We start from the raw sequence: 20,812 nt of genomic DNA on the forward strand, positions 1-20,812 counted from the left end.
CAGGCAGCAACACCAGCGCCCCTGTACTAGCCCGCCAGGGCGTCGTGGATGGGGGCTTCCTGGACGGCTGCTTCCAGCCGAATCGGCCGCCCGGCGTCGTCGAAGCGTGCTCCCGCCCGAGCTGGATGAAATGTACGGTCTGCGCAGTGTGGGCTTCAACAGATGCGTGCGCTTCAACAGCTGCCTTGACCACGACGTCGGTGGCCGGGGCTGGTGGGTGAGTGTCGCCGTCGGGCGTTCGGTTGCGTCGTGCGGCGCTGGCAGACAGCGTTCCGTGAATGAGCCGCGCCAGCTGGGCGACGTCGACGTCCGGTAGGTAGCCCTGGCGGACGCCGTCTTGAAGGATGTCCTGCAGAAGGATGTTGAGGTCGCCCACGTGGTCCGCGAGCTTCGCGAAGGAACCGGGGGAGAGGACTGCGGCCATGGCAGGTCCCGGGGGCAGGTGGCGGCGGCTCAGATCTTCCACTTGCGCGCGGACGTAAAGGGCCAACCTGTCCACGGGGTTTTCCAGCGCGGCCAGTGAATCGCGGAGGTCAACAATGAAGCGCTCGGTCTCGTCCAGGGCGTACGCGATCAGCAGTTGTTCCATGTCCGCGTAATAGTTGTAGACGGCGGTACGGCCCACCCCCGCATGCCGGGCGACGTCGGTCATGGTCAGGCCGGGGAGGCCATGGGTGAAGAGGAGTTCACCGAAGGCAGTCAGGATCCTCCGCTGGGTCTCGGCGCGTTGGGCAGCATTCGTGGCGGCCGTGATCCTGGGCATATAGACACTTTACAGTGATCTGTCACTAAGAGCTGCGGGTTTCGTCAGGTGTCGCTGTTTCCTTCAGGCGCCCGGGCTGTGGTTTTGCGGATGACCAGATGCGGTGTCCGGACCACGCTGCCCGGTGACTTTGCCCCTTCAATCCGGTCCACGGCACGGCCGACGGCGGCGGCCGCAAGGCGCGGAGCGTCCTGGCTGACAGAGGATAACTGGACGTAACTCAGCTTGGCGAAGTTGCTGTCGTCATAGCCCAGCACCGATACATCTGAGGGGATGCTGATTCCCGCAGCCCTGAAGCTTTCCATGATTCCGAGGGCCGACCTGTCGTTGAAGGCGATGACTGCCGTTGGCAGATCAGCCTGAAGGATCTGCCCCGCGCTCATGCCGTCCTCCTCCCCGGGGCCGCCGGAAACAACCACGGGTTTCAGGCCGTGCCGGACCATCTCCCCGCGGTACGTCTCCCGGCGTATGTCCGACGAGACGGCAGTGCCGCCATCCACGTGGGTGATCCGGCGATGACCCAGGCTGACCAGATGGTCAACGGCCAGCACGATGCCGGCGTGATCGTCACTGCTGACCGAATCCACCTGCTCGCCCACGTCATCGCGCAGGAGGCTCACCACCGGCACCTGGCGGGCGTACTGTGCCAGATCATCCACGCTGAGAGTGGGGGCGATGATGATCAGCGCCTCGGCGCCGACGTCCAGCAAGGTCTCGATGGCGCGCGCCTCGGGTCTGCCGCCGGCCACTGCGCTCAGCGTTATCTCATAGCTCTTGGCAGACGCCTCAGCGTAGGCGGCATCGACGATTTCGGCGTGAAATGGCTGCGAGCTGGAAAAGGCGAGGCCCAGGAGTTTGGTCCTGCTGCTCCGCAGCAGCCTCGCGCGGGAGTCTGCCCGATAACCGAGATCGCTGGCCGCCTGCAGGACTCTTTGCCGGGTGGATTCCGCCGCGCCGGGGGCGCCCCGCATCACGATGGAAACCAAGGCCCGCGAGACGCCAGCCGCCTCGGCTACGTCCATCAGGGTGGGGCGGCGCTGCAGTTCTGACATATTTCCTCCAATTGCAACCAGTGTATAGAACGATCTAGACGGGACGTAAACCGCATGCCAGTATGGTCGGACTAGAACGATCTAGAAGACACAAGTAGGAGCTCCTATGGTTTACCTTCAGCATCCGGTCAGTGAAGACCGGCCGGTTCGTATTGCTCTGATCGGAGCGGGTTGGATTGGCAGTTTCCACGCCGAATCCGTTGCGCAGCGGATTCCCAATGCACGGCTGGAGGCCATCGCGGATCCGGCACTTCCCGCCGTCCAGGCACTGGCTGAGCGACTGGGGGTCCGCAAGATCAGTACAGACCCGGAGGATGTACTGAATGATCCCGAGGTGGACGCTGTCCTGATTTCCGCGCCGGCCCGCTTTCATTCCGGGCTGATCGCGGCGGCAGCACGTGCCGGTAAGCATGCCTTCTGCGAAAAGCCGGGCGGCCGTACTGTGGAAGAACTTGACGAGGCGCTGGAAGCAGCAGAGGCCGCAGGTGTGGTGGTCCAGTTCGGTTTCAACCGCCGCTACGCGGCAGATTTCGCTGCCGCCCGCCAACTCATCGATGATGGCGCTGTGGGAACACCGCAATTGTTGCGGTCCCTGACCCGCGACCCGGGAAGCAAGGACGGGATTGCCAATCCGGAGCGGATTGCACCCGGCACCATTTTCCTTGAGACCCTCATCCACGACTTTGATACCTTGAACTGGCTGAACCCCGGCGCTGTCCCTGTTCGCGTTCATGCGGTGGCTGATGCGCTGGTAGCTCCCGAGGCAAAAGGGGGCGGGCTGTTGGATACCGCTGTGGTCACGGTGACCTACAGCAACGGGGCCATTGCCGTGGCCGAGGCCAACTTCAACGCCCTGTACGGCTATGACGTGCGGGGAGAGGTTTTTGGCTCTGCGGGAATGGTGACGGCGGGAGGTCCGCAGGCCAGCTCGGCCACGAGCTACACCGCTGCCGGTATCAGTTCGGCCACCGTCCGTCTGAACGTGGACCTCTTTCACGATGCCTACACGGCTGAACTTGCCCACTTTGTGGATACGGTGAAGGCTGACCGCGATGGTACCCAGGCTCCCGCGGCGCAAGGTGCTGGCGGAACCGACGCGCGGAACGCCCTGGCCGTTGCCTTGGCTGCCACCCGTTCGGCCCACACCGGACTGCCGGTTGATGTGGCATCGATTGCCGCACTGCGTCCGGCGGAACCCGCGCTGCTCACTGTGGGGACAAAGCATGAGTTTCCGCCTGGCCGCATGCGCTGAAATGCTCTACGGCGAACTGCCCTTGACGGAGCGTGTGAAAAGGATCCACGGGCAAGGGTTCGAGGTGGAGCTGTGGGACACCCGGGGCCGGGACATCGCGGCCCTGGCAGCAACAGGAGCCCGGTTCTCGTCGATGAGCGGCTACTTTGGCGGCAGCCTCACTGATCCAAGCAGTGCCGAAGACGTGCTGGCTTCCGCGGAGAAGTTGATTCCCGTGGCGCTTGAACTTGGCGTCGAGCGGATGGTGGTCCACCCTGCCGAGCTCGGTGAGGGCGGCCGGGCCGTCCGACCGGTTCACAGGTCCACAGGCGAGATGTGGCTAACCGGCAGAAGCACCCTCGAACGGCTGGGGGCGCTGGGAGAGAAGCACGGAGTGACCTTCGCGCTGGAGAACCTGAACACCATCCTGGACCACCCCGGAATCCCTTTGGCGAGGGCCAAAGACACCCTGGCGTTGGTCTCCGCGGTCAACCACTCCAACGTCAGGATGATGTTGGACCTGTATCACGCCCAAATCGGCGAAGGAAACTTGATCGAACTTGTCCGGGCCGCGTTGCCCTGGGTGGGAGAAATACAGGTGGCCGACGTCCCCGGCCGTTGCGAACCCGGCACTGGGGAAGTCAACTACCGCGGCGTCGCAGATGCTCTTCGGAAGGCCGGATACGCGGGGGTCATAGGCCTCGAGGCGAAGGCCGCCGGGGGAGACGACCTGCAATCAGGGGACGCCGCGCTGGCGGCTTTCCGTGCGGCCTTTGAAAGCTAGCCAAGAGCGGCCTGCCCGCGGGTCAAGGATGGCACGCTAGGCTCCCGCGTTGGTCGTTACCAGCGCGGGGGCGCTGCATCCAAGGGTAAAAACTCGCGTAGCATCAAGGAAAACCGGTCAATCGCAGCGCCGGTGAACACTGTAGCTAGGGGGCGTATTGCGCGCAACGGTCAAGGACGTGGCGCGCCGTGCAGGGGTTTCGCCCAAAACGGTCTCGAACGTGATGAACGGTGTGGTACCTGTCAGTGCTCCTACCCGGCTCCGGGTTGAACAGGCCATGGCGGAACTGGATTACGTGCCCAATCTTTCTGCGCGCGGACTGCGGAATGGCCGCTCCGGGGTTATTGCCCTCGCTTTGCCGGACCTGGCAACACCGTACTCGGCGGAGGTGGCCCACCATATTGTGGAGGTGGCCCATGAGCAGGGCTGGATTGTCCAGATCGAGGAAACGGGCTCGGACCCTGACCGCGAGCAGGAGCTGATGACGCGGGCACGCTCCAACCTGATCGACGGATTGATCCTCAACCCCGTGGTGTTGGATGAGAGTGCGGTCAAGGTTGGAGTTGCTCTGCCTCCAGTGGTTCTTCTGGGCGAGGTGACGCAGCAGCTGGCCGATCGGGTCTTTGTCAACAGCCTGACGGCGGCCCGGGACATGACGCTGGCACTGGCCAAGCCCGGGCGGAGGCGCATTGCGGTCCTTGGAACCACCCAGGGACGAGGATCTGCGGCAGCCATCCAGCGTACCCAGGGGTATGAGGCCGCTTTGGACATCCTCGGTATCCCCAAAGATGAGTCACTGCTGATTCCTTGCGAAAAGTGGACGCCCGAAACGGCCGCCAAAGCCCTGGACGCCTACCTGGATCAGCACCCTGTTCCAGAAGCTCTCTTCTGCTTCACCGACTCCATGGCGATTGGTGCCCTGAGCGTGCTCTGGAAGAGGGGCTTGCGGATACCCGAAGATATCGCCGTTGCGGGTTTCGATGACATTGCCGATGGCCGCTACGCCGTCCCTTCGCTGACTACGGTTTCCTTTGATAAGCGAACCATTGCCAGCGAAGCCCTGCGTCTGCTGACGGAGCGCATGGGGGACAGGACCCATGGGCAGCGGGTTGTCAGTGTGGATTACAGCATTGTGGAGCGGGGCAGCAGCAAGGCCTGAAACGAGAGCCGTCCACTAAATTGTGTGCGCTAACAATTTTCTCTTGCCCCGCTCATTACATCGATGTAATGTGAGACCTGCGTCACCCCGGGCCACCATATACCCGAGTGTGGAGACGCGCCGGAGCCGGACTTCAAGCGGTGCAGCAGCTATGCAGCGCAGCAGCAACAACGCAGCAACAACGCAGTAACACCGCAGTGCAGCAGTGACCTTTCAGCGGACCCATCCAAAGGAGTGACGGGTGAAGCAGTTTGAATCTTTGACCGGGAAACAGTTGTCCCGGAGACAGTTACTAACAGGATCGGCCCTCCTTGGCGGGGGACTCCTGGCAACAGGCCTCACCGGTTGCGGAGGGGCAGCCCAGGCCGCCGCAGTGCAGGACATCGGGTTCTGGCACCTCCTCTCCGGCGGTGACGGCATCAAGATGCAGGCCATGATCAACGCGGCCAACCAGGCCAATCCCGGTTTCAAGGTGCACCCCACAGTGCTGGCCTGGGGGCCGCCGTACTACACCAAGTTGGCCATGGCATCGGCAGGAGGCCGCCCGCCCGAGGTGGCCATCATGCACGCCAGCAGGGTACCCGGCTACGCCCCGGGCGGACTCATCGATCCGTGGGACCTGGACCTTCTTGCCGAGAACGGCGTGACGGCATCCGACTTCGCTCCCAGAATCTGGGAGAAGAGCCAGCATGGCGGCAAGGTCTTCTCCATTGCCCTGGACTCGCACCCGTTCGTCATGTTCTACAACACGGACGTAGCAGCCAAAGCGGGCGTCCTGGGCGGCAACGGGCAGCTCCAGGAGGTGAGCTCGCCGGACGAGTTCAAGGCAATGGCCCTGGAAATGCAGAAAGTGACCAAGGCCCACGGCCTGTCCTTCGGCTATCTGGGCAGTGGATCGCAGATGTGGCGCTTGTTCTACACCCTCTACAAGCAGCACGGCGTGGACATGGAACTGACGCCGGGCCAGCCTATGAAGGTGGACCGGGACGCGGCCATAGAGTCGCTGGAATTCATGGCTTCCCTGTTTGACGACACCATCGCAGCCCAGGCCGGTGACATCAGTACCGGTATCGCCGAGTTCGCCCGCGGCGGTTCCGGGATGCTGTTCAGCGGTGTTTGGGAACTGCCCACCATGAAGAAGGCCGGCATTCCCGTTGACGCGGCCACCATTCCCACGCTGTACGGGACACCGGCCTCTTACGCGGACTCGCACTCGTTCGTCCTGCCACGGCAACTCAACGTCAACGAGGACAAGCGCCGGGACGTCTACAAGTTTGTCACCGACGTCCTGAAGGGATCGCTGTCCTGGGCAGAAGCCGGACACATCCCCGGGTACCAGCCCGTGGTCCAATCACAGGCGTACCGCGAACTCACCCCGCAGATTCACTATGCCAACGCGGCGGACATCATCGCCTACGATCCCGAGGCCTGGTTCAGTGGCTCCGGCTCGGACTGGCAGACCTACTTCGCGGAGAACGTGCAGAACGTCCTCTTGGGCAGGGACAAGGCCTCCGCCGGATGGGATGCCTTCGAACAGCGCACCAACACCCTCCTCTCCCGTCCCAACCCGGTCTAACCGGCCCACGTACCGAGCGACCAAAGGAGTTCTTGAATGAGTACCTCTACGCTGTCCCGGCCGAGGCCGGAGAGTCTGCGCAAACCCGGGAGCCGCACCCGCAGCAACCTGAGCGGCTGGGGATTTGCCGCCCCGTTCCTGGTGTTCTTCCTCGTTTTCCTCGTCTGGCCCATCCTCTACGGCTTCTACATGAGCCTCACGGGCAAGTCCCTGACCGGGGCCAACGACAGCCTGATCGGTTTCGCCAACTACGCCGAGGCCTTGGCCGACGCAGACATGTGGCGGTCCTTGGGCAACACCCTCTACTTCACGGTGATCAGCACCGTGCCCCTGGTCCTCGTAGCCCTGGTCATGGCAGCCCTGCTCAACGTGGGACTCCCGGCCCAATGGCTGTGGCGGCTCTCCTACTTTGCGCCCTACCTGCTGGCTTCCACCGTGGTTTCGCTGTTCTTCACCTGGATGTACAACCCGCAGCTCGGCCTGATCAACGAGTTCCTCACCGGCATCGGTCTTCCTCGGGTTGCCTGGCTGAATGACCCCAACGTGGCCATGTGGGCAATTGTCATCGCCACCCTCTGGTGGACGGTGGGCTTCAATTTCCTGCTCTACCTGGCCGCCATGCAAAACATCCCCGCCCAGCACTACGAGGCAGCCTCCCTGGACGGCGCCGGGGCCTGGCGCCAGTTCTTCTCCATCACGCTGCCACAGCTCACCCCCACCACCGTGATGATCGTGCTCCTCCAGATCCTGGCGTCACTGAAGATCTTCGACCAGGTCTATCAAATGACCGCAGGAGGGCCGGCAGGATCCACCCGCCCCGTGGTGCAGTACATCTTTGAAACAGGGTTCACCGGCTACCGGCTGGGCTACTCCGCAGCCATCTCCTACATCTTCTTCGGACTGATCGTGGTTGTTTCTGTCATGCAGTTCGTCATCACCCGCCGCAGGAGTGCATAACCATGACAACCCCTACCTTGACCCGTCCCGCGCCCAGCACCACCACCACTAACAGCCCGAAGATCCGCCAACCCCGCAAGAAGCTGACGGTGGGCAGGATTGCGGCCATCGTGGTCGCCGCATTCATTGCCGTACTGTGGCTGATCCCGTTCGCCTGGGCCACAGCGACCGCTTTCAAGACCGAGACGGATGCCGCAGCGCCGGACGTCACCTGGCTGCCGCCGTCGGGCTTCACTCCTGAAGCGTTCGTCAAGGTGTTCCAAGACGGCAACATCCCGCTCTGGACGTGGAATTCGCTCTACACCTCGGCGGCCATCACGGCCATCACCCTGGTGATCTCGGCACTGGTGGCCTACGCGCTCTCGAGGATCGACTTCAAGGGCAAAAAGGTGTTGATGACCGTGATCATCGCGTCCATCATCATCCCGCCGCCCGTGCTGATCATCCCGCTGTTCTACCAAATGCTGGCGCTGAACCTGATCGATACCTCGTGGGCCATCATCCTGCCTCAGGTCATCCACCCAGCCATGGTGTTCGTACTGAAGAAGTTCTTCGACCAGATCCCGCGCGAGCTTGAGGAAGCGGCCGTGATGGACGGCGCCAGCCGCTTGCGGATCTTCACTCAAATCATCCTGCCGCTGTCCCGGCCCATCCTGGCCGCCGTCGCGATCTTCGTGTTCATCGGCGCGTGGAACAACTTCCTGTGGCCGTTCATCGCCACCAACGACGGCAACCTGCTGACCCTCCCGGTCGGCTTGCAAACCATCAAGAGCGCCTACGGCATCCAGTACGCGCAGAACATGGCTTCCGCGCTGCTGGCCGCGCTGCCGCTGATTGTGGTCTTCCTCTTCTTCCAGCGCCAAATCATCAAAGGCGTTGCGACGACGGGACTCGCCGGAACCTGACCCGGCACCTTTTTGACAACCAAAGATTCAGAACCACAACCAAGGAGATCCATGTCCCGCGCACGCATCACCCTCGACCGCGACTTCACCATTGGCGAGGTACCCCGACGACTCTTCGGCTCCTTCGTGGAGCACATGGGCCGTTGCGTCTACACCGGCATCTATGAGCCCGGGCACCCCGAGGCTGACGAGAACGGCTTCCGCCAGGACGTCATGAAGCTGGTCAAGGAACTCGGCGCCACCGTCATCCGCTACCCCGGCGGCAACTTCGTCTCCGGCTACAACTGGGAAGACGGGATCGGCCCGAAGGAGAACAGGCCGCGCAGGCTCGACGGCGCCTGGCACACCGTAGAGACCAACGCGTTTGGCCTGCACGAGTTTGTGGACTGGTCCAAGCAGGCCGGCACGGAAATCATGGAAGCCATCAACCTTGGCACCAGGGGAGTGGACGCAGCCCGCGAGATCGTGGAGTACGCCAACCACCCCGGCGGAACCTACCTGTCAGACCTCCGCGCCAAGAACGGCCACAAGGAGCCCTTCAACATCAAGCTTTGGTGCTTGGGCAACGAGCTGGACGGGCCGTGGCAGATCGGCCACAAGACCGCCGACGAATACGGCCGGCTGGCACAGGAAGCCGCCAAAGCCATGCGGTTCGTGGACCCCTCGCTTGAACTGGTGGCCTGCGGCAGTTCCAGCTCCAGCATGCCCACCTTCGGCTCGTGGGAGCAGACCGTCCTCACCCACACTTACGACGAAGTGGACTACGTTTCCCTCCACGCCTACTACCAGGAACACGAAGGCGACGTGGGCAGCTTCCTGGCCTCCGCCGTCGATACTGACTATTTCATTGAGTCAGTGGTGGCCACCGCGGACGCCGTGCGCGCCAAGGGCAAGCACAAGAAGCACATCAACCTGTCCTTCGATGAGTGGAACGTTTGGTACCAGCGCGGCCTGGACACTGAGGACCAGCCGCACAATGTGGCCAAGGCAGGGTGGCGGGAGCACCCCCGCGTGATCGAGGACAAGTACAACGTCACCGATGCCGTGGTGGTGGGCACGCTGCTCAACTCGCTGCTCCGCCACGGTGACCGCGTGAAAATCGCCAACCAGGCGCAGCTGGTCAACGTGATCGCACCGATCCTCTCGGAAGAGAACGGGCCGGCGTGGAAGCAGACCATCTTCCACCCGTTCGCCCGCATGGCCGAGCTCGCCAAGGGCCAGATCCTGCGGCTCTCGGTGGACTCGGACAAGTACTCGAATGCGCGGTTTGGCGACACAGACCTGGTGGATGTCAGCGCTACGTGGAACGAGGAAACGGGCCGCGTGGCACTCTTCTTCGCGAACCGCGGCTTGGAAGAAGCGGCCGACGTCGAGGTTGCCCTGCGCGGTCTCGACGCCCGCCAGGTGATCCGCGCCGAAGTCCTCGAAATTCCTGAGGGCGGCGACCGCTTGACCATCAACACCCAGGACCAGCCGGGCCGTGTTGGCCTGACGGCCCTGGACGGTGTGAAGGCGACTGGTTCCGAACTCCGCCTGACGCTGCCCGCCCTGTCCTGGGCCGTCGTCGAGCTTGACGTGGTGAAAGGCTAGTCGCTTACCCAACTGAGTAACAGCAAACGTCGCTATGAGCACTCATAGCGACGTTTGCTGTTACCTGGTTGGGTTAACGCACGACGGCGGTTGGCTGGCTAGATCGCGCAGCCGTCGGGCCCGCAGGCCTCGGCGTCCGAGGCGCCCACCGGGATCAGGGGGTTGGCTTCCTGCCAGGCCTGGTTCAGGGCCTCGCTGAAAAGTTCGGCAGGCTGGGCGCCGGAGATGCCGTACTTGCGGTCGATGACGAAGAACGGGACGCCGGTGACGCCGATGGCGCGGGCCTCATTGATGTCCTGGTTGACCTCTTCGGCAAACTTGTCGGAAGTGAAGAGCTCTGCCACTTCGTCGGACGGCAGCCCGAGCGTCGCACCGAGTTCCGTGAGGTATTCCTGGTTGCCGATGTCCTTGCCATGCTCAAAGTGGTCGCTGAGCAACTGCTCCTTGGCTGCGTCCTGGCGGCCGTGGGAAGCGGCAAGGTGGATGAGGCGGTGAGCGGTGAAACTGTTGGCCACCACCACCTTGTCGAAGTGATAGTCCAGGCCTTCGCCCTTGGCAGTCTCGGTGACGTGGGCGAACATCTGCTTGACCTGCTCTGGAGCCATACCCTTGCGCTTGCTCAGGTAATCCAGCTCCGTTCCGTCGTAGTGCTCCGGAAGGGAGGGGTCCAGCTGGTAGCTCTTCCACTCGATGTCCACCGAATCACGGTGCGGGAACTGTGTCAGCGCGGTCTCGAAACGGCGCTTGCCGATGTAGCACCACGGGCACGCGACGTCTGACCAGATCTCAATCTTCATGCTCTGGACAACCCGTTGGGCCAGCCGGTCATTCCGTTCAGGCCTTGTTATTTTCGTCACCCCTTGGGCAGCTATTGCGGGGTGGGCGGGCCGCGCCTAGTGTTTGAAAGAGGTTATGCAGACAGCCTGTTAGGCGCTTTGCCGCCACCCACCAATCGCGAGAACTGGGCCGCGATCGACGCTGGACCGGGTCCGTTTTCGCGGGCTTGGCAGATTCTTGTCGGAGGCCTCCAATCATGCGCATTGGACTCATTGTTGGGCCGTGGTTTACGGTTCCCCCTCACAAATACGGCGGCACCGAAAGAGTGGTGGACGCCCTCGCCTGCGCCTTGGTGGAGGCCGGGCACGAAGTCCTTCTGGCCACGGCGTCGGACAGCACCTGTCCCGTCCCCATGGTCCCGGGACTGGACGTGTCAGATCCTGACGGGATGGGGACCAGCCTGTCCGAGCTGCACCACGTGATCAAGGCCTACGCGGGCCTTCAGGACGTGGACATTATTCATGACCACACTCTGGCCGGCCCGCTTTACGCACATCGCCCGCCCGGGATTCCGGTGGTGACCACCATCCACGGGCCCCTTACCCAGCGGACCGCGGACCTTTACCGGGACATGGCACTGAACACCGCCATTGTGGCCATCTCCCACGACCAATGCAGCGGAGTCCCTGATCTGCCCATTACAGCCGTCATCCACCATGGGATTGACCTATCCCAGGTTTCAGTAGGTGGGGGTAAGGGAGGCTACGCGTGCTTCGTGGGCCGGATGTGCCCCGACAAAGGCCTTCTTGAAGCAGTGGCCGTGGCGCGTCAGGCAGGGGTTCCTCTGCGCATTGCCGCGAAGATGCATTCCCCTGATGAGAAGCGGTTCTTCGACGAAGTGGTGGAGCCGATGCTGGGCCCCAACGAAGACTTCCTGGGCGAGCTCTCGGATCCCGAGAAGTACGAGCTGATGGGTGATGCGTATGTCCTGCTCAACCCCATCCAGTGGCCTGAACCCTTTGGCTTGGTGATGATCGAAGCCATGGCTACTGGAACGCCCGTCCTGGCGACCCCTATGGGTGCGGCACCGGAGATCCTGACCCACGGGGTCAACGGATTCCTCGCCTCTTCGAGGGAGATGGCCGGATACATCGACGCCGTGGCGGGGATCAGCCGGGACGCGTGCCGCCGCTCGGTGGAGGAGAATTTCACAGCCGCCCGCATGGCTGCCGACCATCTGGAACTTTACGCCCGCGTCAGGACCCACCGGGAGGAGGCTGCCCGGCCATGACAGCTTGGAACGCCGACCCGGAGGCCGGTACCTCGGAATTCGGCGCGGTGACCGTCGTCGAAGGATCTTCCTTCTGTATTTCCGGGCATACCGGTGACATCCACGGTGGTGGGGCACAGGGCGCCTACTACCAGGACACCCGCATTGTGTCCCGCTGGATTCTCCGGATCAACGGTGCTTTCCGGGAGCCGTTGGTGGCACGCAATCCGACTGCTTTTCAGGCGGAATTCGTGGGGCGGGCCCTTTCGGCGGACGGTAAGTTCGACAGCCCCTTGGTGGTTCAGCATCAACGGCATGTGGGATCCGGCCTCAGGGACGACATCACCATCAGGAACTACTCCGGACAGACCGCCACATGCAACATTGACCTGCGGATCGATGCCGACCTCGCCGACCTTTTCGACGTCAAAGGTGGCCGGACGGGCAAGGCCGGGGCCGCGGTGAAGACCGTGCACAAGAAGGAACTTCACATCGAGTCCGGACACCCCAACGGGGAACGCCGCGGCGTGTCCTTCCGTGCGTCCGGTGCCAAGCCCACCGAGGACGGCCTGACCTTTCACGTCAGCATCCCACCCCGCAGTCAATGGACCACCAGTGTTATCGCCATCCCGCTCACCAACGGCAAGGGCCCGGACGAGCCCTTTACCGAGACCACACCTTTGCACCACACCCCCAGCGTCCGGCGCCACGCGGCCTGGGAAGAGCACGTACCCCGGATCGCTGTGACGGATGCCAACGTGGAGGAAGTCCTGGAGCGGAGTCAGCGCGATCTGGGTTCGCTGCGGATCTTCGACCCCGCCCACCCAGGGCGCGCAGCGGTGGCCGCGGGAGCGCCGTGGTTTATGGCGTTGTTCGGACGCGACTCACTCTTGGCCTCCTACATGTCGCTCATGGTGGATCCCAATCTGGCAGCCGGTACCTTGCAAACCCTGGCAGCGCTGCAAGGCAGCAAGGTTGACGTCGACTCCGAGGAAGAACCCGGACGGATGCCCCACGAGGTGCGGCTGGGGGTCACGGCTGGACTCGCCTTGGGCGGGACCGCTTACTACGGAACCGCAGACGCGACGCCCCTGTTCGTTTCCACGCTGGGCGAGCTCAGCAGATGGGGCCTTGGCGCGGACATCATCGACTCCCTCCTTCCGCACGCCGACCGTGCCATCGAATGGATGGAGCAGTACGGGGACCGCGACGGTGATGGCTTCATCGAATACCAGCGGCCAAACGACCATGGACTGGTGAACCAGGGATGGAAGGACTCCTGGGACGGCATCAACTTCGCGGACGGCCGGATGGCGGAAACACCCATCGCCCTTTCCGAAGTGCAGGCCTACGCGTACGCGGCGTACGTCGGGCGTTCGCTGTTGGCGCGCGCGGCGGGGGACACCGCCGTCGAACGCCGATGCGCGGACCGCGCCGAAGCGCTGAAAGCCGCCTTCAACGAGGCCTTCTGGCTACCGGACCGCGGTTACTTTGCGCTGGCGCTGGACAAGGACAAGAAGCCCGTGGATTCCTGTACGTCCAACATGGGGCACTGCCTGTGGGTGGGCATCGTGGACGAGGACAAGGCGCCGCTGGTGGCTGAGCGGCTGATGTCGCCCGAGATGTTCACAGGATGGGGCATCCGGACTTTGGGTTCGGACATGGGCGCGTACAACCCCGTCAGCTATCACAACGGCTCCGTCTGGCCGCACGATACCGCGCTGGTCGCCACCGGGCTCATGCGGTACGGCTTCGTGAAGGAAGCCAGCCGGATTGCGAGCGGATTGTTCGACGCCGCCGAGCACTTTGGCGGTCAACTTCCGGAGTTGTTCTGCGGCTTTGACCGCAGCGACTTTGCGGAGCCGGTTCCGTATCCGACGGCGTGTTCCCCGCAAGCATGGGCGGCTGCGGCGCCGGTACAACTGGCCCGGATCCTGCTGCGCTTCGATCCGGACTTCACCCGGAACGTGCTGCACCTGGCGCCGATACTGCCCGACGCTTATGGGTCGTTCCGCGCGGACAACGTGCTGCTGGGGCGCTCGCGGATCACGGTGCAAGCCTCCGGGTCGTCCGGGACCGTGACCGGGCTGCCGGCCGGGCTCGAACTGCGTTCCGACCCCCGGCCTCCGCTGGCCGGGGACTTGTTCGGCTAGCCGTTTTTTATAGCCGGTGTTCCATCACGTAGTCGTGTTCCACAGTGGTGCCGAGTGTGAAGGATTTGGTGCCGACGCGCTGGAACCCGCTCTTCTCGTAGAAGCGGATGGCTTTGGCATTCTCGCTGTTCACGCCCAGCCACACCCCTGATGCGCCCTTATCCGCCGCATCAGCCAGGGAGGCTTTGATGAGTTGTGATGCGGCGCCCTTGCCGTGGTGCTCGGGGTGGACGTAGCACTTGCTCAACTCCGTGGAGGGGAGGGCGGAAAGTACCGAGGCGACGTCGGGGTCGGTGGACGGCTTGGCAATCAGCATGGTGTACCCCAGCAGCTGCCCGTCGTCGTCGAGCACCAGGATGGTGATGTTGGCGTCGGCGAGGTAGTCCGTGAAGTTGTCCTCGCTCAGCGTCTTTTCGAGGTGGGCCTGGATGTCAGCCGCTGACGAACCCGGCGGGCAGGCCAGCGGGAAGGTGACGGCGGCAAGCTCAGCCAGCTTGCCGGCGTCGTGCGTTGTGGCGGTGCGGATGGTTTCAGTCACGTGGTCCCCCGGGAGTTTTTGTACAGGTAATGCCCCTAAGAACGAATCTTAGGGGCATTACCTGTACGAAAACTCCTAACCCACAGTGGGGGTGGAGCGGATGGCGTTGGTTGCCCTGTCCGCAAGTACTTGCGGTTCACTGCCCGAATCGAGGATGGTGTTGCGTGTTGATTCGGGATCAACCAGGACAGCCGTCACGGCGAGGGCATTAGCTGCGTCTGTTGTCAGCAGGGCATCTACTTGTGCTTCGACGCAATCGTCGCTGGCGGTGGCGTGCACGTTCATTGCAACGACGTGGTTGTTGGACACGAAATTCCCTGCCCCTTCGCGCAAACGGATGATGACCGGCGTCGCGCCTTCCGGACGGATGCTCACCGAATCGATGATCTGGGAGAAGTGGTTGCCGATGACGGAGTTGTTGCTGCCGCTGACACTCAGGACTCCGTGCAGGTCATCCAGCCCGTTGTCGATCCCGAGGAAAGGTGTCCAGGGCTCGTGGTCACGGAGGAAATGATTGGTAGCCACGAGGTTTTCCGAGCTGTTCCCGTCCAAGACAACCATGCCGGCGTAGAAGGAATGCAGTCGGTTGTTCGTGACGCTTGAACGGGTTACGCCGTTGAAGTGGACGCTGCTGGCCCCTCTTGGAAAGACGTTGTTGGCGGTGACAAGGAGCCCGCCGTGGTTTTCCGCGTAGATGGAATGACCCTTGAAACCGGCACCGATCAGGTTGTCGGTGATTTTGGACGCCTGTCCCCAGCCACGCAGCTCGATGCAGCTTCCACATTCCGCGATGAAGTTGTTGTGGATGGACAGCGCGTCCGCGTTGTGGATGGTCAGGGCGTGTTCCAGGTAGATAAAGCCCATCTCATTGACGCGGAAGGAATCGTTGGCACTGGAGACATGAATACCGGTCTTGCCATTCACATAGCTGTTTTCCGCGGGCAGGTCCGAGCCGTCCGGAGCGAAATGGAGCCCATCGATGCAGAAGTTGGCAAACTCCACCGAACTGATCCGGGGACGGCCCGCACGCTCAACAAGGAAGGCAGCTCCCTGGGACGGGACAGCGTTGGACCGGTCAGTGCCCTCGCCAGCCGGGAGCAGGTCCACCAGGACGCGGCTCCCGCCCGGCCACAGTTCGTGCAGATCGGGCCATTCGTCTTCGGGGACGTTGAACCGGATGCTTGAGGACGTGAACCCGTGGCCCGAGCCTTGGATCCTGAGGAAGCTGATGTCTATCAAAACCTGAGTGCGCAGGCGGTAGTCACCCGGCGGCAGGTAGATCACCGCTCCAGGCTTTCCGCCGTCGTTCACGGCTGAGGCGTTCTGCCGTTCCTTGATGTCAGCGATGATGCTGTTGATGACCTCGCCGACGTCCTCGACCGGGTTGCCGATGGGCCAGTTGGTCACGTCGTAGTAGTTCTTGCTGGACATGGCTTGAGTTCCCTTGATGTGGTGGGTTGTTTGGGCGTAGTCAGATGGCAGGTTGGTGTTCAACCAAGTCAGCCAGCAGTTCGTCCGACGTCGGTGGGTTGGCGCCTGCGCGCCGCACTGTGATTGCCGCGGCCTTAGTGGCCCTTCGTCCCAACGATTCCAGGGCTTCCTGCGGTAAGCCGACCGCCCCGGTCAGGAGAAGCCCGTAGATCAGGGCGGACATGTACGAGTCTCCGGCGCCAATGGTGTCCACCACGGTGGACTTCAAGGATGGAACCAACAGCCGCGTGCCGGGGGTCGAAAGCATGGATCCATCGGAGCCCTTGGTGACCACAACAAGCCCGGCCCCAAGGTCCAATATGCGCTGTGAAGTGTCTTCGAGCGACCAGCCCGGGTAGAGCCACCGCGCGTCCTCGTCGCTGAGTTTGACCACCTCGATGAGGGGGATGAGGCCCTCGAAAATGGTCTTTGCCTCGGTCTGGCTGCCCAGCAGGGCAGGGCGGACGTTGGGATCGTAGGTGACCACGCATCGCTGATGCACCTGTTCAAGGAGTTCCCGCACGGCGGATGCTCCAGGTTCCAGGAAGGTGGCGATTGATCCCGTGTGCAGGATTTTTGGCACGGTCACGGGGGCAATTGCGGGAAGCTCCCATTGGATGTCGAAGTCGTAGTGGGCTGAACCGTCCGACGCCAGGGTGGCGGTGGCCGTAGCGGTCCGGCCGGGCCTCCCGGCAGTTGTCAGGAGTTCGACGCCGGCGCTCGCCAAATGCCGCTCAATGGCAGCACCGTGGTGGTCGTCTCCGATGGACGTCAACAGGGCGGTTGGCACGTTGAGCCGGCCGAGGCCGTAAGCAACGTTGGCGGGTGATCCTCCCGGGTGCTCAACGGTGCCCCGTGACGAAACGACTATGTCGATCAGAGCTTCACCGACAACTACGACGTCGGCGCCCGCGCCTGGGCGGGTTCCGTGTACCTTGTTCATTCCTGCTTCTCCTAAACGTGTGACGAGACCGTGAGCTTCAGAACCGTTGCTGTACCGCCCTCGGCGGTCAACCAGTTCTCCCGGCTCCCGGCGTCCGGGAAAACGAGGTCGGTCAGGACCACCTTGCCGTCCTGGGCAAAGACTTCCACTGAGCTCTGGTCCACGACGATGAGCAGCTTGAGGATGCCGTCCTCCAATGCAGCGGGCGCTGATTCGGCCGACGCGAACTTTCCGTGGAACGTGGTGTCTCCTGACCGGGTGCGGTCAAGGGTGAAGCGGCCGTTGCTTGTGGTGTAGCTCAGGACAGTGCCCTGGCTCCTGTCGGAGCTCGCGAGAAGCCGCAGATCAACGCGCTCAGCGGTTCCCGGCACGATTTCGGCCTCGATCACTTGAGCGGTATCCGGCCTTGCATCCGGCAACCGGAAGGCCGTGGGGCCCAACGTGAAGCTGCCGGTCTTGGCCAGATCTTGTTTCAGATCTCCCAGGATGGGCCGCTGGACCAGCCGGGCGGCGCCACTCACCGAAGTCAGCACGACCTCTCGGGCAAGAGTCATGGAGGACCGCCACGGTGCCGTGGGCAGATGGTTGGCGTAATCCCAGTTATTCATCCAACCCATGATGACCCGCCGGCCATCCGGGGTGTTGCTGAAGGACACGGAGGCATAGCAGTCGCGTCCCCAGTCCAGCCACAGGCAGCGCTGCAGGGCCGCAGCGGCCTCATCAGAATCTCCGATTGACGAGATACCGGCAGGAGCCACCACAGAACCGGCATCCGGGAGGAAATGGACGCCGTCAAAGTGCCCGACGAAATACTGGCCGCCCGAACCTCCCGCCACCGCACCGGGGTTGATGTTGACGATCAGCACCCATCTGATGTTCTGCGGATCCCCGTCCAGCGCCAAGGGAAAGAGGTCGGGGCATTCCCACTCACCGGAGTCGGCGTTGGCCGGACCAAAGTGGCTCAGGAAGTCCCAGGTCTTGAGGTCCTCGGAGCGGTAGAACACCACCTTCTGCTGCTGCGCTTCAACGGCGACCATCACCCAAAACGAACCTTCGTCGCCTTGGTAACGGAACACTTTGGGATCGCGGAAGTGCTCGGAGTTCCTGGTCACCACAGGGTTGTGATCGTATTTGCGCCATGTCATCCCGCCATCGGTGCTGTACGCCAGGGACTGGGCCTGCGTGCCGCTGTGAAGGGTTCCGGCCTTGAAGGCGCTGGTGTACACAGCCACCAAAGCCGGTGACTCAACGGTGCCAAAACCGGAGGTATTGCCGTGGTCCACCACCACGCTTCCGGAGAAGATGTCCTCTTTCTCATCGCCGGCAATAGCGACAGGATGCTCCGTCCACTGCAGGAGATCCGTGGAGGTGGCGTGGCCCCAGGACATGTTCCCCCAGACGTTGCCGTAAGGGTTGTTCTGGAAGAAGAGGTGATACAAACCGTCGTGGAAAACCAAGCCGTTGGGATCGTTCAGCCAGGTGTCCCTTGCCGTGAAATGGATGGCAGGCCGGAATCGGGGAGTTACGGCCGGGGCTGTTTCCGGGCGTGCGGCATCAAGGCTACTGGACATGTGGTGCGTTCCTTTTGGGACGTTGAAGTGGTTTGTTGGGGCTATCGGGGAGCTGCGACGGATTCGCGGCTGACCAACGGGCAACCCAGGATGGTTGGGTGGAGCGCCATCAAGGACAGATCGTCCTTGCCCTCGATAGCGTCGATGAGGTGTTCAGTGGCCCAGGCACCCATTTCGAAGTGGGGGAGGGCCACGGTGGTTAGTCCGGGGTAGAGGTTGGCGGCGATGAGTTCCTGGTCATCAAAACCAACAACTGAAAGGTCCGCCGGGATGCTGAGGCCCAACTCGGCAGCGGCCCGGTAGGCGCCCATTGCCATGCGGTCGTTATAGCAGAACAGGGCCGTCGGAATATCGGCGCGGTCATCCCGCGACAGGATCCGCTTGGCCGCCTCATAGCCGCCTTGCACCTCCGAGATCTCGGACTCGACAGGTGCCGCATCGCCGTCGAGCCCTGCTTCGGTCAACATGGCCCGGAAGGCCTGAAGCCGCTGGCGGGTTGCGGGGACGTCGTCGGTGTTGTTGAGGAAAGCTATCCGGGTGTGGCCGGCGTCGAGGAGTGCCCCAACAGCAGCGCGGGCGCCTCCGTCCTCGTCCGGGACCACAGCCGTGATGTTGCCGCCGATAGCGACGGAGTCCACCAGCACGGATGGGACGCTGCCCAGGTTGTCCGGGAGTTCCACGTTGCGGTGGTACATGGTGGCATAAAGAATTCCGTCCACGCGACGTTCCAGGAGGGCCTGGACGTCGGCTTGCCTCGATTCGAGGCTGGCCGAACCCGGAGTGTTGATGATCATGAGGTTGTAGCCCCGGGCCTTGGCGGCCTCATCAGCGCCCAGAATGATCCGGCCGGCGTGGGGAGTGGTGGCGATTTCCTCGCTCACCAACCCCAGCATGCCGGTCCTCTGCGTGCGAAGGGCCTGGGCCAGGCGGTTGGGGCCATAGCCGAGTTCCTCTGCCGCGGTCTTGACTTTGTCCCTGGTTTCGCTGCTGATCCGGGCGTAGGACACCTCGTTGAGGACATGGGACACCGTGGTGACGGACACGCCGGCGGCGACGGCTACGTCCTTGATACCGATGTTCTTGTTGCTCATCCGACTCCCACGTCCTTATGGTTGGTGATGCCCTTGGGGGCTATCAGTAGGCTACTCGTTGATGGTGGCACTGGCCCTTGAGTACTGGACTTGATGATCAGCCCTTCACAGCGCCCAGCGTCATGCCCGCCACGATTTTGCGCTGCAGCAGCAGCGTCAGCAGGATGACCGGGATCGAGTAGACGGCGGCGAGGGCCGTCATGGATCCCCAGTCCAGGCCGAACTGCGTTTGGAAGTTCGCAATCACCACGGGCGTGGTCTGGGACCGGATGGCTGTCATCAGGAGGGCGAACAGGAACTCGTTCCAAGAAGCCAGGAACGCGAAGATCGCCGTGACCGCGATACCGCCGGACACTACCGGGATCACCACCCGCCACAGGGCTCCAAGCCTGCTGCAACCATCCACGGTTGCGGCTTCTTCCAGATCCCGGGGGACCGACTCGAAGAAGCTGGACATCAGCCAGATGGACAGCGGAAGCGAGATGGTGGTGTGTGCAATGGAGAGAGCTATGGGGGTATCCGCCAAGCCCACCGAGGACATCATGGACGCCAGCGGGATGCCGATTGCTACCGGCGGGACCATGCGGGTGACCAGGGCAGCCATGATGAACACCTGGCCGCTGGGTGTCTTGTAGCGCGTGATGCCATAAGCGGCTGGAACGGCCAGGACCAGTGACAACACAGTGCTGATAACAGCCGTTTGGATGCTGTTGATGAAGGACGCCACGACCCCGCTGCGGCCCAGGGCGTTGGTGTAGTTCTCCAGCGTCCACTCGCGCGGCAGGATGGTGGGCGGAACAGCGATGGTGTCGATCGGCGTCTTGAACGACGTGAACAGCAAGTACAGGAACGGGAAGCCGTACAGCACCATGGCCACCGCCAGCAGGATCCAGAGGATGGTGCGGGTGCTCCGCTTGCCGGCTTCGAGGCCTTCACGGTTGACCCCCCGCCGTTTGCGCATCGGCTGAGGTTCGGAAATGTC

General features: G+C 62.9%; 17 protein-coding genes and 1 pseudogene. 9 read left to right on the forward strand and 9 right to left on the reverse strand.

Annotated features, from left to right (window positions below; genetic code table 11):
* Positions 1-26: 26 nt before the first annotated feature.
* Together CGK93_RS03580 and CGK93_RS03585 are read right to left on the reverse strand one after the other, a co-directional pair.
* A pseudogene (locus CGK93_RS03580) lies at positions 27-763 on the reverse strand (TetR/AcrR family transcriptional regulator).
* 44 nt (positions 764-807) lie between these two features.
* Complete coding sequence (locus CGK93_RS03585; protein ID WP_089593637.1) at positions 808-1,815, reverse strand: LacI family DNA-binding transcriptional regulator; 1,008 nt, start codon at positions 1,813-1,815, stop codon at positions 808-810.
* A 106-nt stretch (positions 1,816-1,921) separates the two neighbouring features.
* Between CGK93_RS03585 and CGK93_RS03590 the strand changes: the two genes are divergently transcribed.
* The 7 genes from CGK93_RS03590 to arfA all read left to right on the forward strand — a co-directional run bounded on the left by CGK93_RS03590 (position 1,922) and on the right by arfA (position 10,017).
* Complete coding sequence (locus CGK93_RS03590; protein ID WP_089593638.1) at positions 1,922-3,067, forward strand: Gfo/Idh/MocA family oxidoreductase; 1,146 nt, start codon at positions 1,922-1,924, stop codon at positions 3,065-3,067.
* The gene (locus CGK93_RS03595) at positions 3,039-3,830 is read left to right on the forward strand and encodes a TIM barrel protein (RefSeq protein ID WP_089593639.1); all 792 of its coding nucleotides are present in this window, start codon (positions 3,039-3,041) and stop codon (positions 3,828-3,830) included. Before CGK93_RS03590 ends, CGK93_RS03595 begins: the two co-directional genes overlap by 29 nt.
* 157 nt (positions 3,831-3,987) lie before the next feature.
* The gene (locus tag CGK93_RS03600; protein WP_089593640.1) at positions 3,988-4,989 is read left to right on the forward strand and encodes a LacI family DNA-binding transcriptional regulator; all 1,002 of its coding nucleotides are present in this window, start codon (positions 3,988-3,990) and stop codon (positions 4,987-4,989) included.
* Between the two features lie 241 nt (positions 4,990-5,230).
* A complete protein-coding gene (locus CGK93_RS03605) occupies positions 5,231-6,565 on the forward strand; it encodes an extracellular solute-binding protein (RefSeq protein ID WP_089593641.1) in 1,335 nt (444 codons plus the stop codon).
* Positions 6,566-6,601: 36 nt separating this feature from the next.
* Entirely contained in the window at positions 6,602-7,522 is a 921-nt protein-coding gene (locus CGK93_RS03610) for a carbohydrate ABC transporter permease (protein ID WP_089593642.1), read from the forward strand.
* Positions 7,523-7,524: 2 nt separating this feature from the next.
* Positions 7,525-8,427 carry a carbohydrate ABC transporter permease gene (locus CGK93_RS03615; RefSeq protein ID WP_089593643.1) on the forward strand — a complete coding sequence of 301 codons (903 nt, stop codon included), beginning with the start codon at positions 7,525-7,527 and terminating at the stop codon, positions 8,425-8,427.
* 51 nt (positions 8,428-8,478) lie between these two features.
* Positions 8,479-10,017 (forward strand): arabinosylfuranosidase ArfA, encoded by a 1,539-nt coding sequence (gene arfA / locus CGK93_RS03620; RefSeq protein WP_089593644.1) that lies wholly within the window; start codon positions 8,479-8,481, stop codon positions 10,015-10,017.
* A 98-nt stretch (positions 10,018-10,115) separates the two neighbouring features.
* On the opposite strand, the gene CGK93_RS03625 is transcribed toward arfA, so the two are convergent.
* Complete coding sequence (locus tag CGK93_RS03625) at positions 10,116-10,814, reverse strand: DsbA family oxidoreductase (RefSeq protein ID WP_089593645.1); 699 nt, start codon at positions 10,812-10,814, stop codon at positions 10,116-10,118.
* Between the two features lie 236 nt (positions 10,815-11,050).
* On the opposite strand from CGK93_RS03625, the gene CGK93_RS03630 reads away from it, so the two are divergent.
* Both CGK93_RS03630 and CGK93_RS03635 read left to right on the forward strand, forming a co-directional pair.
* Positions 11,051-12,085, forward strand: coding sequence for a glycosyltransferase family 4 protein (locus CGK93_RS03630; protein WP_089593646.1), 1,035 nt, complete (start codon positions 11,051-11,053; stop codon positions 12,083-12,085).
* The gene (locus tag CGK93_RS03635) at positions 12,082-14,217 is read left to right on the forward strand and encodes an amylo-alpha-1,6-glucosidase (RefSeq protein ID WP_089593647.1); all 2,136 of its coding nucleotides are present in this window, start codon (positions 12,082-12,084) and stop codon (positions 14,215-14,217) included. Before CGK93_RS03630 ends, CGK93_RS03635 begins: the two co-directional genes overlap by 4 nt.
* A gap of 7 nt (positions 14,218-14,224) precedes the next feature.
* Here CGK93_RS03635 and CGK93_RS03640 read toward each other — a convergent pair whose 3' ends face one another.
* From CGK93_RS03640 to CGK93_RS03665, 6 genes are all read right to left on the reverse strand, one after another.
* A complete protein-coding gene (locus tag CGK93_RS03640; protein ID WP_089593648.1) occupies positions 14,225-14,755 on the reverse strand; it encodes a GNAT family N-acetyltransferase in 531 nt (176 codons plus the stop codon).
* Between the two features lie 75 nt (positions 14,756-14,830).
* The gene (locus CGK93_RS03645; RefSeq protein ID WP_089593649.1) at positions 14,831-16,186 is read right to left on the reverse strand and encodes a NosD domain-containing protein; all 1,356 of its coding nucleotides are present in this window, start codon (positions 16,184-16,186) and stop codon (positions 14,831-14,833) included.
* 40 nt (positions 16,187-16,226) lie between these two features.
* Positions 16,227-17,168 carry a carbohydrate kinase family protein gene (locus tag CGK93_RS03650; RefSeq protein ID WP_089593650.1) on the reverse strand — a complete coding sequence of 314 codons (942 nt, stop codon included), beginning with the start codon at positions 17,166-17,168 and terminating at the stop codon, positions 16,227-16,229.
* A gap of 11 nt (positions 17,169-17,179) precedes the next feature.
* On the reverse strand, positions 17,180-18,739 hold the full coding sequence (locus tag CGK93_RS03655) for a glycoside hydrolase family 32 protein (protein ID WP_089593651.1): 1,560 nt from the start codon (positions 18,737-18,739) through the stop codon (positions 17,180-17,182).
* Between the two features lie 41 nt (positions 18,740-18,780).
* Positions 18,781-19,830, reverse strand: a complete 1,050-nt coding sequence (locus CGK93_RS03660; protein WP_089593652.1) for a LacI family DNA-binding transcriptional regulator — start codon at positions 19,828-19,830, stop codon at positions 18,781-18,783.
* A 97-nt stretch (positions 19,831-19,927) separates the two neighbouring features.
* Positions 19,928-20,791 carry a carbohydrate ABC transporter permease gene (locus CGK93_RS03665; RefSeq protein WP_089597158.1) on the reverse strand — a complete coding sequence of 288 codons (864 nt, stop codon included), beginning with the start codon at positions 20,789-20,791 and terminating at the stop codon, positions 19,928-19,930.
* Between the last annotated feature and the right edge of the window lie 21 nt (positions 20,792-20,812).

The sequence above is a fragment of the Arthrobacter sp. YN genome (genome assembly GCF_002224285.1).
GTDB lineage: Bacteria > Actinomycetota > Actinomycetes > Actinomycetales > Micrococcaceae > Arthrobacter.